At 69.5% G+C, this 13,488-nt stretch carries 31 protein-coding genes; 28 read left to right on the top strand and 3 right to left on the bottom strand.

Annotation, left to right across the window (positions count from 1 at the left end):
* The 3 genes from H5411_RS43640 to H5411_RS43650 form a co-directional block, all read right to left on the bottom strand.
* Positions 1–534: hypothetical protein (locus tag H5411_RS43640; RefSeq protein WP_183127535.1), on the bottom strand; the 534-nt coding region annotated here is incomplete at its 3' end.
* Positions 535–566: 32 nt separating this feature from the next.
* Entirely contained in the window at positions 567–974 is a 408-nt protein-coding gene (locus tag H5411_RS43645) for a hypothetical protein (protein ID WP_183127537.1), read from the bottom strand.
* Between the two features lie 136 nt (positions 975–1,110).
* Positions 1,111–1,536, bottom strand: a complete 426-nt coding sequence (locus H5411_RS43650) for a helix-turn-helix domain-containing protein (RefSeq protein ID WP_183127539.1) — start codon at positions 1,534–1,536, stop codon at positions 1,111–1,113.
* 209 nt (positions 1,537–1,745) lie between these two features.
* On the opposite strand from H5411_RS43650, the gene H5411_RS43655 reads away from it, so the two are divergent.
* The 28 genes from H5411_RS43655 to H5411_RS43790 all read left to right on the top strand — a co-directional run bounded on the left by H5411_RS43655 (position 1,746) and on the right by H5411_RS43790 (position 13,452).
* Positions 1,746–2,078: a helix-turn-helix domain-containing protein gene (locus H5411_RS43655; protein WP_183127541.1), complete on the top strand. Its 333-nt coding sequence runs from the start codon at positions 1,746–1,748 to the stop codon at positions 2,076–2,078.
* Positions 2,075–2,326 (top strand): excisionase family DNA-binding protein, encoded by a 252-nt coding sequence (locus H5411_RS43660; RefSeq protein WP_183127543.1) that lies wholly within the window; start codon positions 2,075–2,077, stop codon positions 2,324–2,326. The genes H5411_RS43655 and H5411_RS43660 overlap by 4 nt, the downstream gene beginning before the upstream one ends.
* A 118-nt stretch (positions 2,327–2,444) precedes the next feature.
* Entirely contained in the window at positions 2,445–2,858 is a 414-nt protein-coding gene (locus H5411_RS43665) for a hypothetical protein (RefSeq protein ID WP_183127545.1), read from the top strand.
* Positions 2,855–3,142 (top strand): hypothetical protein, encoded by a 288-nt coding sequence (locus H5411_RS43670; protein ID WP_183127547.1) that lies wholly within the window; start codon positions 2,855–2,857, stop codon positions 3,140–3,142. The genes H5411_RS43665 and H5411_RS43670 overlap by 4 nt, the downstream gene beginning before the upstream one ends.
* Positions 3,139–3,336 carry a hypothetical protein gene (locus H5411_RS43675; RefSeq protein WP_183127548.1) on the top strand — a complete coding sequence of 66 codons (198 nt, stop codon included), beginning with the start codon at positions 3,139–3,141 and terminating at the stop codon, positions 3,334–3,336. The genes H5411_RS43670 and H5411_RS43675 overlap by 4 nt, the downstream gene beginning before the upstream one ends.
* Positions 3,336–3,629: a hypothetical protein gene (locus tag H5411_RS43680; protein ID WP_183127550.1), complete on the top strand. Its 294-nt coding sequence runs from the start codon at positions 3,336–3,338 to the stop codon at positions 3,627–3,629. Before H5411_RS43675 ends, H5411_RS43680 begins: the two co-directional genes overlap by 1 nt.
* 158 nt (positions 3,630–3,787) lie before the next feature.
* Positions 3,788–4,084: a hypothetical protein gene (locus H5411_RS43685; protein WP_183127552.1), complete on the top strand. Its 297-nt coding sequence runs from the start codon at positions 3,788–3,790 to the stop codon at positions 4,082–4,084.
* Complete coding sequence (locus tag H5411_RS43690; protein ID WP_183127554.1) at positions 4,081–4,296, top strand: hypothetical protein; 216 nt, start codon at positions 4,081–4,083, stop codon at positions 4,294–4,296. Before H5411_RS43685 ends, H5411_RS43690 begins: the two co-directional genes overlap by 4 nt.
* Positions 4,293–4,652 (top strand): hypothetical protein, encoded by a 360-nt coding sequence (locus tag H5411_RS43695; RefSeq protein ID WP_183127556.1) that lies wholly within the window; start codon positions 4,293–4,295, stop codon positions 4,650–4,652. Before H5411_RS43690 ends, H5411_RS43695 begins: the two co-directional genes overlap by 4 nt.
* Positions 4,649–5,242: a hypothetical protein gene (locus tag H5411_RS43700; RefSeq protein ID WP_183127558.1), complete on the top strand. Its 594-nt coding sequence runs from the start codon at positions 4,649–4,651 to the stop codon at positions 5,240–5,242. The genes H5411_RS43695 and H5411_RS43700 overlap by 4 nt, the downstream gene beginning before the upstream one ends.
* Positions 5,239–5,985, top strand: coding sequence for a hypothetical protein (locus H5411_RS43705; protein ID WP_183127560.1), 747 nt, complete (start codon positions 5,239–5,241; stop codon positions 5,983–5,985). The genes H5411_RS43700 and H5411_RS43705 overlap by 4 nt, the downstream gene beginning before the upstream one ends.
* Complete coding sequence (locus H5411_RS43710) at positions 5,978–6,433, top strand: hypothetical protein (RefSeq protein WP_183127562.1); 456 nt, start codon at positions 5,978–5,980, stop codon at positions 6,431–6,433. The genes H5411_RS43705 and H5411_RS43710 overlap by 8 nt, the downstream gene beginning before the upstream one ends.
* Positions 6,430–6,816, top strand: a complete 387-nt coding sequence (locus tag H5411_RS43715; protein WP_183127564.1) for a hypothetical protein — start codon at positions 6,430–6,432, stop codon at positions 6,814–6,816. The genes H5411_RS43710 and H5411_RS43715 overlap by 4 nt, the downstream gene beginning before the upstream one ends.
* On the top strand, positions 6,813–7,037 hold the full coding sequence (locus tag H5411_RS43720; RefSeq protein ID WP_183127566.1) for a hypothetical protein: 225 nt from the start codon (positions 6,813–6,815) through the stop codon (positions 7,035–7,037). Before H5411_RS43715 ends, H5411_RS43720 begins: the two co-directional genes overlap by 4 nt.
* Entirely contained in the window at positions 7,034–7,654 is a 621-nt protein-coding gene (locus H5411_RS43725) for a hypothetical protein (protein WP_183127567.1), read from the top strand. Before H5411_RS43720 ends, H5411_RS43725 begins: the two co-directional genes overlap by 4 nt.
* The gene (locus H5411_RS43730; RefSeq protein ID WP_183127569.1) at positions 7,639–8,307 is read left to right on the top strand and encodes a DUF6011 domain-containing protein; all 669 of its coding nucleotides are present in this window, start codon (positions 7,639–7,641) and stop codon (positions 8,305–8,307) included. The genes H5411_RS43725 and H5411_RS43730 overlap by 16 nt, the downstream gene beginning before the upstream one ends.
* A 69-nt stretch (positions 8,308–8,376) precedes the next feature.
* Entirely contained in the window at positions 8,377–9,111 is a 735-nt protein-coding gene (locus H5411_RS43735; protein WP_183127571.1) for a hypothetical protein, read from the top strand.
* Positions 9,108–9,335 carry a hypothetical protein gene (locus H5411_RS43740; RefSeq protein WP_183127573.1) on the top strand — a complete coding sequence of 76 codons (228 nt, stop codon included), beginning with the start codon at positions 9,108–9,110 and terminating at the stop codon, positions 9,333–9,335. Before H5411_RS43735 ends, H5411_RS43740 begins: the two co-directional genes overlap by 4 nt.
* The gene (locus tag H5411_RS43745) at positions 9,332–9,721 is read left to right on the top strand and encodes a hypothetical protein (protein ID WP_183127575.1); all 390 of its coding nucleotides are present in this window, start codon (positions 9,332–9,334) and stop codon (positions 9,719–9,721) included. The genes H5411_RS43740 and H5411_RS43745 overlap by 4 nt, the downstream gene beginning before the upstream one ends.
* A complete protein-coding gene (locus H5411_RS43750) occupies positions 9,718–9,933 on the top strand; it encodes a hypothetical protein (protein ID WP_183127577.1) in 216 nt (71 codons plus the stop codon). The genes H5411_RS43745 and H5411_RS43750 overlap by 4 nt, the downstream gene beginning before the upstream one ends.
* Positions 9,926–10,861: a hypothetical protein gene (locus H5411_RS43755; RefSeq protein WP_183127579.1), complete on the top strand. Its 936-nt coding sequence runs from the start codon at positions 9,926–9,928 to the stop codon at positions 10,859–10,861. The genes H5411_RS43750 and H5411_RS43755 overlap by 8 nt, the downstream gene beginning before the upstream one ends.
* Positions 10,854–11,081 carry a hypothetical protein gene (locus H5411_RS43760; RefSeq protein ID WP_183127581.1) on the top strand — a complete coding sequence of 76 codons (228 nt, stop codon included), beginning with the start codon at positions 10,854–10,856 and terminating at the stop codon, positions 11,079–11,081. Before H5411_RS43755 ends, H5411_RS43760 begins: the two co-directional genes overlap by 8 nt.
* Before the next feature lie 211 nt (positions 11,082–11,292).
* The gene (locus H5411_RS43765) at positions 11,293–11,589 is read left to right on the top strand and encodes a hypothetical protein (protein WP_183127583.1); all 297 of its coding nucleotides are present in this window, start codon (positions 11,293–11,295) and stop codon (positions 11,587–11,589) included.
* Positions 11,586–11,795, top strand: a complete 210-nt coding sequence (locus tag H5411_RS43770; RefSeq protein ID WP_183127585.1) for a helix-turn-helix transcriptional regulator — start codon at positions 11,586–11,588, stop codon at positions 11,793–11,795. The genes H5411_RS43765 and H5411_RS43770 overlap by 4 nt, the downstream gene beginning before the upstream one ends.
* Entirely contained in the window at positions 11,792–12,025 is a 234-nt protein-coding gene (locus H5411_RS43775; RefSeq protein ID WP_183127587.1) for a hypothetical protein, read from the top strand. Before H5411_RS43770 ends, H5411_RS43775 begins: the two co-directional genes overlap by 4 nt.
* Complete coding sequence (locus H5411_RS43780; RefSeq protein ID WP_183127589.1) at positions 12,022–12,702, top strand: hypothetical protein; 681 nt, start codon at positions 12,022–12,024, stop codon at positions 12,700–12,702. The genes H5411_RS43775 and H5411_RS43780 overlap by 4 nt, the downstream gene beginning before the upstream one ends.
* Positions 12,699–12,998, top strand: coding sequence for a hypothetical protein (locus H5411_RS43785; protein WP_183127591.1), 300 nt, complete (start codon positions 12,699–12,701; stop codon positions 12,996–12,998). The genes H5411_RS43780 and H5411_RS43785 overlap by 4 nt, the downstream gene beginning before the upstream one ends.
* Positions 12,991–13,452, top strand: coding sequence for a DUF6221 family protein (locus tag H5411_RS43790; protein WP_183127593.1), 462 nt, complete (start codon positions 12,991–12,993; stop codon positions 13,450–13,452). Before H5411_RS43785 ends, H5411_RS43790 begins: the two co-directional genes overlap by 8 nt.
* Positions 13,453–13,488 lie beyond the last annotated feature (36 nt).

Below are 13,488 nucleotides of genomic sequence, written 5' to 3' on the forward strand. Positions count from 1 at the left end.
CATCGCGTTGTGCCGCATCGCGTAACCGCACACATTGGACAGGACGGTGCGGGCTCTCTTCGCCGCGGCGTATCCGTCGCCTTTCGAGCGTTTGCTCTTGGCCGCTTCCTCGCGGATCGATTTCAGGACTTCGTCACACAGGCCCGGATTTTCGGCCTCCCAGCACGCCAATTCACCCATTCGATCCTTTAGCTGCGCGACGGTGTCGCGGTAGTCGTAATACGACTTCTCCGCCCGTTCGGACCGATCTACCTTCTTCTTGAATTCGGCCAGCCATTTATCCATGACCAGGCCGAAACGGCTTTCGCTGCTGAGGATCGATCCGACCACCCGATCGGCGATCTTGGTGATGCGCTTCTTCAGCGCGTTCCTCGCCGCTCTCTCGGTTGCGCCGCGGGCACTCGGGCGCGCGTACCGGCCGTTGCGGAGCCGAATGCGCACCCGAGCCTCCCAAAGCTCGGGGTCCTCGCGGATCTTCCTGTAGCTGATCTCGCTGACGTACCCAAGCTCCGCGCGGGGTCTTCCCGTTCCCACCGGAGGACTCCTTCCGCGCGCACGACGCGCGCCTATGACTCTGATCTGTCGATGAGTTGCAGGTACCGGTCCGCCTGAGCGACCCGGGCAGATCCGCGCGCCGGCTGCGCGCGCAGCAAGTCGCGGACGCTCTGCTTCAGGGCAGTGACCTCCGCGTGCACGTCCGCGCGCAGCTCGGCGCGCAGCTCGTCGCGGAAGGCCTCCACTCGCCGGCCGCCTGCTTCGTGGTGAATGACCGCCACGACCGTGACCCAGCTGAGGACCATGAGGCCGTTGGTGAAGATGAACGTGGGCGGGTGCCAGTCGTACGCGTTGCTGGCCCACCCGATCAGCCCATTCGCCGCGGTCGCCACTACGGCCCCGATCAGCGCGAGCATCACCCCGAGACGGACCGACCGGCCGTTACGGTGTGTGCTCACCTGATACAGCTGTTGGGTCATTCCTACCCCTCCTGCGGTCTAGACGATTTACCCCAATCGCAGGGATTACCTGTGGCGATGGGGTCAGCGTTACGTCCGTTTTGCAACCGTCACTCGGCTAGCCGAGTGATACGCGGGGTAATCGACCTCGGATGGCCTAACCTGCTTGTTTTCGATCGCCTGTTCGATTAGCCTTCGCGCGCCGCATCGCGAGTGCGTCTTGGAGAAACCGGTCGCCTTCCTCCGGGCCCCAGACTTCCTCCACGATCACCGCGGTCGTCGCCAGTTCCAGCCTGCTCATGGTCAGCACGGACGGCATGTCGGGTGACGCGCCGCGATCGGGCAGCGGTCCGCGGCCGGCGAGGTAAGCCTCGAACGAGCCCGTCGGGAAGTCGAGCGCGGCCTCGATTTGAGTCAGGGTGTTCGGCTCTACCTTGGCACCACGTTCGGCAAGGCTGATCACGCTGACCGACAGCCCGGTGGCCGCGGCGAGGTGATCCTGCTTGCGCATTCCGGCTTGGCGGCGCGAGCGCTTGATTAGCGCGCCGAGTTGCGTGCGCGCTTGCGTCTTCTGCGTCTCCATGCCGTGAGCATGGCGTCTCGGGGTACATGGGGCCACTCTCGCCCCTGGTCGCCAGCCGGTCAGAGGTCTTCGCCGGAGGCGTTCCGTACGTAAGATCCGCATACAGCAGAAGTTACCTGACATAGCCTGAACTGGCAAGGTTGTGTCTGAAGTTGCCTGACTTACGGATTACTGCTTGCTAACTTACGTATTTTACGTATTCTGTGGTCATGCCGATCCTCCGCAACGTCAGAGCCCAGCGCCTGGCACTGACCCGCAAGAGGGGTCGAAAGATCACCGCCCGCGAGATCGCAGGCCAAATCGGAATGACCCCCAGCCACTACTACAACGTCGAGAGCGGCAACCAGCCCGGCTCCGAAGAGATGGCGCACCTCCTCGCCGACGTGTTCGAGTGCGACGTCGACGAACTGCTCCCCGAAGCGAAGGGAAAGCCGAGCAAGCCGCCAGTCCAGCCCAAGCCCACGACGACCGGCCCGCCCAAGCGGGAGCGGACCGACACCAAGTCGCCCGGCCGCGTTCATCCGGAAGCCGGTGCCGCATGAACGCCGAGATCATGAATCTCCTCAACGAACTGCTCGACCGGGTCAAGCGACTGGAGAAGGCGGCCGCCGCGCCGCCGCGCAAAGCCTGGAAGCCGAGCGAGGTCTCCAAGCTCACCGGCGTCAGCTACGACACGGTGCTCGGCCTGATCCACGCGGGCGAAATCGGGCACGTGCCCGCCGGCCGGATGCACGTCGTGCCGGACGCCGAGCTACAGCGCTGGCTCTCCCGCGGCATTACCGCCGCCTGACTTCCGGCGAGTCGGGCGTGACCCCAGCACCACCCGGCCCGCCGGATCCCCACCAAGAAAAGGCGCCCGCCTCGTGCGGACACACGAGACGGGCTGACCACGAGAAGAAAGGGTTCTCATGATCGCGGCACAGACTACCCGGCAGAGATGCCGGAGCGCGCTCGGCGCGTGGCTGCGCGGCCGTCGCCACCAGATCGAGCAGACGCCGGCGAGTTGGGCGCTGCTCGCGCCGACCGCGGTGCGAGTGGCGGAGATCGAGGCGGTCGCCGAGGAGATGCACGGCGCGATCAAGGTCATGATCGATCCGCATTTCACGCCCGGCGAATGCACCTGGTGCGCACCGGCGCGGCCGGAGCTGGCGACGGTCCGCGTGTGCGGCGACCCCGATCCGGAGCAGGACCACATGAAGCCGCTGTTCGCGGCCGAGGTGTGCCACCGCTGCGCGGTCAACCCGCGTACCGGCGCGGTGCGCCAAGCGCTGATCGAGGCCGGTCCGCACCGGCTCGTGGAGGTCGAGGTGTGCGAGTCATGAGCGCGCGTATTCGTGTCACTGGCGACTCGCCGCACAACCGGCGCGACGAGCGCGGCTCGAAACTGTCGTGCCTGCAACGGATCGGCGAGCTGGTCGGGTTCGCCGGGATCGTCGCCGTCACCGCGGTGGCTGCGCTGGCCGGGTTGGCTGGGTGCAAGCCGGTCAAGGGCTCGCCGGAACGGGCCCCGGTGTCGGTGCAATGCAACGAGGACGAGCCGTGCTGGGACTGCCACACCATGGGCAACCGCCAGTGCGGCCCGGACGACCCGACGGTGAAGCAATGAGCGCCGCGAACGAGGAGCTGCTCGACAAGATCGACGCCTTGCGCAAGGAGAACGACGCTATACGCGACCGAGTCGCGTACCTGGTCGGCTGGTACGGCGACAAGGCCACGACGAACGAGGAGCTGGCCGAGCTGGTGGGCCAGCTGCGCGCGGTGCTGGACCGCACCTGGGTCGAGCCGGGGAACATCCAGTGATGCGCCGCGCGGCCTCGGCGCTGCTGGTGATCACGCTCGCTGTGCTGGTGTACGTCGCCCCGGCGGCGCTGGTCGAGCAGACCGGGCCCGCGCACCAGTTCCGGGTCACCGGCGACGGCACGCTGCTCGCCGTCGCGGGCGGGCTGATCGTGTTGGCGTACAGCGCTTTCCTGCTCGCCTGGCACGCCTACCGCGCACGGGACGAGGTCGACCGGGCCCTCGCCGCGGACGACGAACTCGGGGCGGCGCTGCGCGCGTGGCGTGCCGAGGTCGAGTCGGTGCCGATCCCGTGAGCGTCATCCGCCGCGCCCTGGTGCGCGCCACGTTCGCCGCCGTGGTCGCCGGGTGCCTGATGACCGCGCTCGTCTGCTTCACCCAGCCCTACCTGATTCACGCCACCGCGCGCTGACCGCGCGCACCCACTCACTTTCGGAAGGACAGAACAAAGATCATGAGCAACCTTCAGGAGATCGCCGCCCGGCTGATGGAGCTGAGCGGGCACGTGCCGGTCGGCGCGCTGCAGGAGTTGCAGCGCGCCGCCATGGAGGCGAAGCAGGCGCAGGAAACCACGGCGATGGAGGTCGCGCAGGCCCTCGGCGACTCGGCGGTTCTCGACCGGCTGCAGGCGAACGCCGGAGAGTTCACGTCCGCGCTGGACCAGGTGGTGGCCGTCGTCGAGAACGTCATTCCGATGGCCGAGGGCTACCGGAGCGTCGTGCAGGAAGAGGCTGCGGAGTTGCTGCGGTGACCGCCGACGAAGCCGCGTGGCCGACCGCGGCTGACGTGCCGCCGTCCCCCTGCCCGGTCCGCGCGAAGTGGCCGCGCGGTGCTGGACGGCACCGCGCGGTCGAGCCGGACGAGTCGCCGACCGTGGTGCTCGACCCGCCGACTGTCCCGTTCCTGTTCACCCACCCCGCCCTGTACTCGGGCATCGAGACCGTTCCCGGAGGAACCCTGTGAGCGAGAAGTTCACCGTGACGCTGCAGTACACCCGGCATCTGCAGTTCGAGGTCGAGGCCGACAGCGCGAGGGAGGCCTACGCCGAGGCGCGCGAGCAGGTCGAGTACGGCGACAACAACACTGTCGAGGACTGGGCGGACGGCCTGCAGCTCGAGGAAATGAAGCTCGGGGACCGGGAGATCGAGTTCGCTTTCGAGTTCGACTGGAAGGCACCGAAGGACGCGCGCGGGCTGACGCCGTTGAAGACGGTCGCGAAAGACGCCAAGACCTATCAACGGATTGATGCCGACCTCGATACAGGAGCGCTGCTCGACCGCTTGTTCTCGTCGGAGAGCACCGAGGACGGTGCCTCGTGAGCGACCCGAACACGTTGGAGGAGCTGGCGTCGGAGCTGGCACAGCTGAAGGCATTCAAGGACCGGGTCGACGGCCGGTACCACGCGCTGCGTCGACGGATCTCGCAGAAGCTGACGCCCGGGTCGCGGCTGCGGGTGGACTCGGCGGCCGGGTGGAAGCTGGGCACGGTGCTGCGCGAGGACGTCAAGCTGTCGGCGCGGATCGCTGACAAGGCCGCGTTCGCGGCGTGGGCGGCGAAGGCGTACCCGGAGGAGACCCAGCCGGCGTTCGAGATCACCGGGTCGGAGAAGGAGGTCGCAGAAGCCCTGTACCTGGCGGGCGCGACCCACCTGGTGAAGTCGGTGACGGTCGTGGCGGACGAGCTGCGCCGCAAGATCCTCGACCTGTCGACCGCGAACGGCGCGCCGATGGCGCCGGACGGCGAGGCCGACATCCCGGGCGTGGTGATCGACCGGACCGGCGGGACGGTGAAGTGCCAGACCGCGCCGGACGGCGGCGCGGCGGCACTGGAGATGCTGGCCGACGGCGAGCTGCTGCTCGACTTGCTGACCGCGCCCGACGAGGACCAGGCGGCGGGGCGGTCCGCGTGACGCTCACCGACGAACAGGTCGCCGCGCTCAAGAAGCTGCGCCGGAAGTTCCCCGAGTCCGCGGTCCGGCAGCGGCCGGTCATCACCTGCCCTGCATGCGAGGTGGCCGACCGGGACCGGCCGGGCGGGGTCTGCCCGCAGCACGATGCCGCGCACTGCGAGACGTGTGACGAGACCTTCACCGTCGAGCACGACCACCTCGACTACGTCGGCCACGCCCACATCCGCGAACGCCTCATCGAGGCCGACGCGGGCTGGGAATGGGAACCACTGGGGCGCAACGAGAACGGCACCCCGGCGTTCGATCGGGACGGCGGGCTGTGGATCCGGCTGACCGTGGCCGGGGTGACCCGCCTCGGCTACGGCGACGCCGAGGGCCGCCGCGGCACGGCCGCCACCAAGGAAATCATCGGCGACGCGCTGCGCAACGCCGGGCTGTCGTTCGGGATGGCGCTGGAGCTGTGGAAGCAGAAGCCCAACCGGCGCCGCCGCGCGGCACCGTCCTCGGCGGCCGCCGCGCCGGTGCGACTGCGCACCGCAGACTCGGTGCGCAACGAGATCCGCGCCTTCACCGAGCGCTGCTGGGGCTGGGGACTGCCGGACCTGGACGTGAACTTCACGCGCTGGGTCGGCGGGCCGGGCGGCGACACGTTCGGCACCGCGCCGCCCGGCGTGCTGGAGCGCTACCTCGACAGCCTCAAGGCAGCTCAGCCCCCAGCGACCACGGTCGACGACCGTGCTTAGGCGGACGCCGTTGCAGCGTCGCGGGTTCCTCGCCCGCGGCGCTGCCCTGGCCCGCACGTCGCCGCTGCGGGCGCGGTCGGGCAAGACGAAGGCCGAGGCCCGCTCGGAGTGGAGCGTACGCACCGGGCGCGACGTGGTCTACGCGCGGTCGGGCGGCACCTGCGAGGTGCGCGTGCTCGGCGTGTGCGAGGGCCTGGCGGCCGAGTGGCAGCACCGGAAAGCGCGCGCCCAGGGCGGGGAATGGAACCCGGCCAACGGGTTGCACGTGTGCTCCGCCTGCCACCGGTGGATCCACCACAACCCCGCCGAAGCGACCGCGGCCGGCTGGACCGTGCCGCGCGATCAAGACCCGGCTGCCGTGCCTGTCGAGGACTACCCGAACTGGGGCCGGGTGCTGCTCGACGACCACGGCGTCATTCACATCGTCCAGAAGGGACAGACGACATGATCACGAGTCTCGACATGCTGCAGCACGTCGTCGAGCACGCCAAGCGGTGGCGGATCGGCGAGGCGTTCAAGCAGTTCGACGTATCCGCGGAACAGACGAACCTGACGCTGCGCGACCACGATCTCGACGGGTTCCTGGCGTGGGTGCGGCACCTCGACGGCCTGCAGATCGTGGCGTCGGCCAGCTACGCGCGCTACTCGGGTTTGCTGCACGCCCACGGCCGGTTGATGTCCGGGCACGTGCTGCACGTGTGGGTCACCAGCGACGGCGAGCGGATGCGCCGCGCCGAACTGCGCGGCAGCGTGCTCGTCGGCCAGGTTGAGCAGTACCTGCGCCACAACATCGTCGGGCTGCCGATCCTGGCCCCGGTCGGTGCCGAATGAGCGGCGAGCTGCGGACCCCGACCGAGCAGGGGCGTGCGCTGCTCGACGGCCCGATCCCGAAGGGCAGCGAAGCCGAGGTCGCCGCCTGCGTGCGGCGGGTGAAGCTCGAGTCTCGGAACTCGGCCGAGGCGACGGAGATCCTGCAGATGCTCGGCCTCGTCGACCAGGACTTCGAATGGGTCGCGACGTCGCGCAACCACCGGAAGCGGGTGCAGCGATGACGACCGCGACGCTCGACCTTGATGGCGCGCTCGCCCGTGCGGATCGCCGCTACGCCACCAGGTTCGGCGACGACCCGGCGCCGCGCGAATACCTCGACGCGCTTGCGAACGCGGTCCGGCCGTTCCTCACGGAGCCCAAAACCTCGAGGGATTCGGCACCTGACTCCGAACGGGAGACCGCGCTCGCGTCGGTCGCGGCCGAGCTGCGCGTCGACAACGCCCGCCTCGCCGACCAGCTGCAGGCCGAGCAGGACAAGACGAAGCGGCTCACCGCCGAGCTGGAGCAGGCGCGCGCGGCGATCGAGGGTAAGAACGAGGCGTTGCGTGAGCACGCCGCGACCGTGGAGCGGTTGCGTGCCGAGCTGGCAGACGCCGAGCGGGACCGCGACGCCGCGCACGCAGCGCTCGACGAGCAGGACGCCGCGCGGGTCGAACCGCACCAGCACCGGTATCCGTGGCCGGACCCGTCCCGGCTGCCGGAGCCGTGCGAGTGCGGGCGGGAGTATCCGCGCGCCGTGCCGCCGCCGACCCGTGCTGCCGCCGATCCGGAGCCCGAGCCGTGGGGCGGGCTGCTCGGCCAGGTCCGCGGCGAGCTGAGGGGATGGCCGGCCGCGTGACCGCGCCCGCGGTGTGCGAGCGGTGCCACCGGCCACTGCGCGACGAGCTGAGCAAGCAACGCAAGTACGGGCCGGTCTGCTACCGGCGCGAGTTCGGGCCGCCCGCGCCGAAACCCCGCGGCGGCACGTCGATCCCGGCCGCCGCTCGGCCCTCCGACCAACACCCGGTCGACCCCGACCAAATCCCGCTGCCCCTGGAGGTAACCGTGACCACCAACGAACCGCCCCGCGCCATCGAGATCGTGCCGATCTGGCAAGAAAACCCTTGCGCTCGCTGGATGGTTTTCGCGCCCAGCCACGACGTGAACGACGGGTCCGGCTGGGACGCGGGAGTCGTCGACATTGACGCCGACGCCCGCACCGGCACGGTCGAGATCGGCGGCGACCAGTACACCGCCGCCGAGGCGCGCGCGATCGCGCAAGCGATCTTCTCCGCCGCCGACCACGCCGAGCGGTTCGCGACCCGCTCTGCCTCGCTGCTCTTCGAGCTCACCGGGGCGGGCCAGTTCCCGGAGATCGACGGCCTCCCGACCGAGCAGCAACGCGTCATCCGCGGTGCCCTGCAGGCGGCAGGGGACCGGTGGCGCAAGCAAGCACCCGCCGCCGATTCGGTGTCCGCAAAAGATGACGGCCGCCCTGCTGCCACCGCCTGATCCCGCGGTCCCGGTCGTTCCCGATGCGGCCAGGGCCGTGCACCAACCCAGTACGACAGGAAGTGCTTGATGCCCATCCGGTTTCAGGTCGACCCCGACTTCTACGACCACCCCAAGACGACCGGGATGTCCGATGCCGCGTTCTCCCTGTGGGTGCGTGCCGGTTCGTTCTCCGCGGCGAAGCTCACTGACGGCTTTGTCTCCGAGGACGTGCTCGTGCACACCTTGCGGTCGAACGTCGAGGTAGCGGAAGAACTCGTCGCCCGCGGGTTGTGGAGGCGAACGAGGGGCGGCTTTCGCTATCACCAATGGGGCGATCGGAACCTTACGAAAGAGCGTGTGGAAAACGACCGCGCCAGCGATCGACAGCGGAAGCGTTCGAGCCGGGCGAAAGCAAAAGCGCAGGGAGACAGCGGGTTTGTCCGCCCGGACGCCGAGCGGACTCCGGCCGGAATCCCGCCGGAATCCGAGGGGAATCCGGATGGAATCCGGGCCCTGTCTGTGTCTGTGTCTGTGTCTGTGTCGGGGTCTGGACAGGCGCGGCCGCCTGCCCGCTGCCCCCGCCACATCGACGATCCCTATCCGCCGAACTGCGGCGGCTGCGCCGAGGCGCGCCGCGCCGCCGAGGCGTTCGACAGCACCGCTGGCACCCGCCGTGCCCTGATCTCCGAAGCGATCGCCGAGGCCCGTGCTGACCCGCGCCAGCGCTGCCGCCACGGCGTCGAGGCGGGCCTGTTCATCCATCCCGACACCGGCAAGTCCGCGACGTGCGCGCACTGCCGGCGAGCCCAGGAGGCTTCATGACCACGCCGATCACCGTGCTGCACGAGCACGGCCTCACGTTCCACCAGACCGGTCCGCTTCGGGCCGCCGGGCGCGAGACCGCCGAGGCGGTCGCGAAGCTCGTCGACGAGCACCGCGCGGCACCGGACGGCTCGACGCTGTCGCAGCTGTCCGGCATGGGCCCGCGGCGACTCGCGCTCGTCGCGGACGCGGTCGATGCCTGGCGCGCCGGAGGCAGGTCATGACGCGCTACTGGCACGGCGGGAACGCCGGCCTCCGCCCGGGAGACCTCATCGAGCCCGGCCACACCCGCACAGTCGACGGGTGCGCGATCTGCGCCGCCCGCGCCAACGGGGAAACCCTGCTCGTCGACGGCCATGCGATCGATCCCGCGACCGGCAGGCCCGACCGGGTCTACATCACCACCGACCGCGAGTACGCCCGGTTCTACGCGTCGATGGCCGTGCTCGGCGACCTGTACCGAGTCGAGCCGGTCGGCGACGTCGATCCGTCCACAGAGGACCCGTTCGATACATGGACCGTGGCAGCGGCCCGCGTGGTCTCCGTGTACGACCGCGCCGTGCGCCTCACCAACGGGCAGCGGAGACGGCTGCTGGCGAGGTGGCCATGACCGGCCGCCACGACCGCACCGGCGAGCTGATCGACGACGACGGCCACGACCCGCGCTGCCGCAACGGATGGCTCGACCGCGACGCCGAGCCCGCCGTCCCGTGCCTCGTGTGCAAGCCGCACCTCGCCCCGGCTGTCCTCCGCCGGGCAACCCTCGACGCCGACCAGCTCCGCCAGGAGCCCCGAAACCCCGAAGGAGCACCGGATGCCTGACCAGACCGAGAACGCCGACGAGCGGCCGAACGTGGGCCAGGAAGCGACGTTTCGAGACGACCCGAGCGATGACGACATCTGGCCACGGGACCGCGAGGGGTGGAAGCAGGAAGCCGGAGAGCTCCGCAGCCAGCTCGATGCCGCCGAGGCGAAGCTCGCCGAGACGAAGCGGCAGCTTGAGATCGCCAGCGAACTCCTACGCCGCGCGAAGAAGCTGTCTCAGCGCCGCTGCGAGAACCTGACCCGCGTCCGCGACGACCGAACCCGCGAGCGTGACGAGGCCCGGGCGAAGCTCGACCAGGTGCGCGCTGCGGCCGAGAAATTCCGCTCTACCGACATCGCATGGCCGCTGATGCAGGAAATCCCGGCTGTCGCCACTTTTGATGACGAACTCGACGCTGCGCTGTCCTCCCAGCCCGTCACGGACCGCGAGGAACCGGCGCAGGAGAAGGGCCAGCGGCGGTGGTCTGCAGCAGTCCAGAGGGAACGGGACGAACTCAACGACGAGATCATCGAGACCTTGGCCGCAGATCACGACCGGCTCAAGGCCCGTATCGACTCAGCGCTCGGCGAAATCGAGAAATGGTGGGGCAGCGGTAAGCCCGGCGATTCCGTGCTGATGTCGGTGAACTCGATCCTGCGCGGCAACTTCGACTACGCCCTCACCGTCACCCTCGACGAACTCAGCGCTGAATGCGCCGGGGCCAGCGAGGAACCGGCCGGCGAGACGAAGCCGCGCGTGTGGAACGCAGGCGACCCCGAACCGCCGGTCGGTACCACCGTGCGGACGAACGCCGGGCACGTCACGACGCGCTACGACCTCGGTTGGTACCCCGGCCCGTGGAACTGGCACGGGCTGCTGAAACAGGGCTCGCTGACCGAGTCCACCTCCACGTCCCGCGACACCCCGGAGGCAGACCGTGGCTGACGTGCACACGAAGTGCGCGGACGTCGGCCGCCACGTCTGCAAGACACCAACCCGACGCCCATGGGTTCACCCGGCCGTCGAGCAACGTGACCACGCGCTCGCCCGGATCGACCGTGCCCGCGCGATGCTCGTCGACGAGCTGCGCGAGGCCGTCTGGGACATGCACATCACCAGCCTCGAACGCGTCCGCGACGCACTGGCCGACAACGCCGTCCCATGACGGCCCGCCGTCTGGACTACAGCGACAGGGCGTTCACCTGGTGCACCGGCTGCAAGAAAAAGACCTGGCCGTCCCGGCGAGCAGCGCGTCGAGCGGCGAAGCGCCACCACCCCGGAGACCTGCTCAACGCCTACCCATGCCCACGCCAGCACTCCGGCTGGCATTACGGGCACCTGCAACCCCACGACCGCGACACCCCGAGGACGACAGCGTGAAGCAACCCCTGTGCAGCAACACTTCCGACGGCGAGTGCCCGAACTTCGCGCTCAACGGCATCGAGTCCTGCCTCGTGCACGCCCCGATCGCGCGCGACAACTTCGGCTTCACGATTGACATCGGCTACCGGCCGGGCCACGTCGTGATCGACGAGTACGCCGAAATCGCGAAGCTGCTCGCCGAACCTGACGAGCCGAACCCGCCCGTGCTGCCGTCGATGGCCTGGACCGCCCCGCCGCCGCTCGCTCGCCGCCGCGGCTGGCTCTCGGCGCTCGCGGGGGTGTTCCGGTGAACGGCCTCGGCAAGCACCTCCGCGCTCTCCGCACGCAGGCCGGTCTCACCCAAGCCGAGATCGGCTACCGCGCGGGCATCAGCCGCGAGGTGGTGTGCGCGATCGAAAACGGCCGAACGAACCCGCGGATCGGCACGGTGAAGCGCTACTGCGAGGCCATCGGCGCACGCATCGTCATCGGTTTCCCACCGAAGGAGCAAAAGTGAAGCCGAAGCCACGCGTCTACAAGGAACGGGACGGGTGGATGGTCGACCGGCCCGCCTTCGGGTTCGGCCCGCCGTCCACCTCCGGCCCGCATAAGACGCACGCCGCCGCACTGCGCACGCTGACCGGCCCTGGCTACGCCGGCGGCCAGGTCGAGCGCACCGAAACCCCGTCCGGCGTGGTGCGCAGCTGGTACGGGCGCATTCGCCCATGGCCCCTGGAGGTTCTGTGATCACCGAACCCGTCGCGCTCGGGAAGTGCCGGGTCTGCCGCCGGAACGACACCTCGAGCGTCGCCTACGCGTGCAACGACTGCGTGAACCATCTGGTCGATCTGGTGCGCGGCATCGTCCACTACGCCACCGACGTGCTGCCGGACTCGGTCGAACCGGTCCGCGGCCAAACCGGGCGGATGTCGCCGGGCTACGGCTCGACGCCGCCGCTGCGCCTGGACGTGGTCGCCGCGCTCGACCCGCGCTCGCTCCCGGGCGACGTCGACGAGCACGGCGACGCGGTCACCCGCCGGCCGGACGACTCGGCCAGCTGGGTCCGGTCGATCCCGCGATCCCTCGAGGGACTGGCCGATTCGATCGCGGGGGAGCGCGACGAATCCCGCCCCGGCGGCACGCTCACCGCGGACGCCGACTACATCCGCCGCAACCTCTGGTGGGTCGCGGACCAGCCGTGGGTCGACGACGTCGCCGACGACATCGCCGAACTGCACCACATGGCCCGGGCCCTCGCCCGGGACGCACCCCAGCAGGCGCTCGGCGCGTGCCTGAACGTCACCTGCGGAGGCCGAGTGTTCTGGGGCGGCGTCGGCCGACCCGCCCAATGCGAGCAATGCAAACGCACCTACGACGGGCTCGACCTCGTCCGTCTCGAAGCAGCACAAGGAGCAACAGCGTGACCGACTACCAGCTCGACCGCAAACCCGGCGGCACCATCCAGATCACGACCACTGTCCCGCTGGAAATGATGCAGGAGTTCCTCCGGGCACACGGCATCGACGCCAACTACGTCCCGTGCCCCTCCACGGTCACCGTCTCCGACGAGCACCTCACGGTGGAGACCTTCGTCCTCGGCAAGGATCACCGGATCGTCGTCGCCGACGGCGAGGCGGTCCGGAAGCGCCGAACAGTTGAGCTGCAAGCACCGTGGCCTCCGCAGGCCACATACGTGCGGAAGGATGGCGACCGTGGATGACCTGATCGCGTTCCTCCGCGCACGCCTCAACGAAGAGGACTCGGCAGCGATGCTGGCCGAAGGCTACGGCCTGCATGGCCCCTGGCAGCCAGGCCAGCGAATGTGGATCGACGGTGAGGCCAAGTACTACCACTCGGTGCTTAGCTGGAGCCAGCACGGTGCAGCACACGTGATCCTTATCCATGGCGACAACGGGACGGTGGCCGCGCACATCGCTCGCTTCGGCCCGGACCGCGTGCGCAGAGAGGTCTGCGCCAAGCGACAGATCATCGACGAGCACGGACCCGAGACCCGCGATGTCGGAGGATGGCAGCGCGGCACTGAGACGATCTGCCGTACCTGCCGCTACGACGACGGCCTCGACACCTACCCATATGGACGCTGTCCGACGATTCGCCTGCTTGCCCTGGCGTACGCCGACCACCCGGACTACCGACAGGAGTGGAGGCCGTGAGCAGCCTCCCGCCTCACCTCGACCAAGTCATGCGCG

It is taken from the genome of Amycolatopsis echigonensis, from assembly GCF_014174495.1.
GTDB classification, from domain to species: domain Bacteria; phylum Actinomycetota; class Actinomycetes; order Mycobacteriales; family Pseudonocardiaceae; genus Amycolatopsis; species Amycolatopsis echigonensis.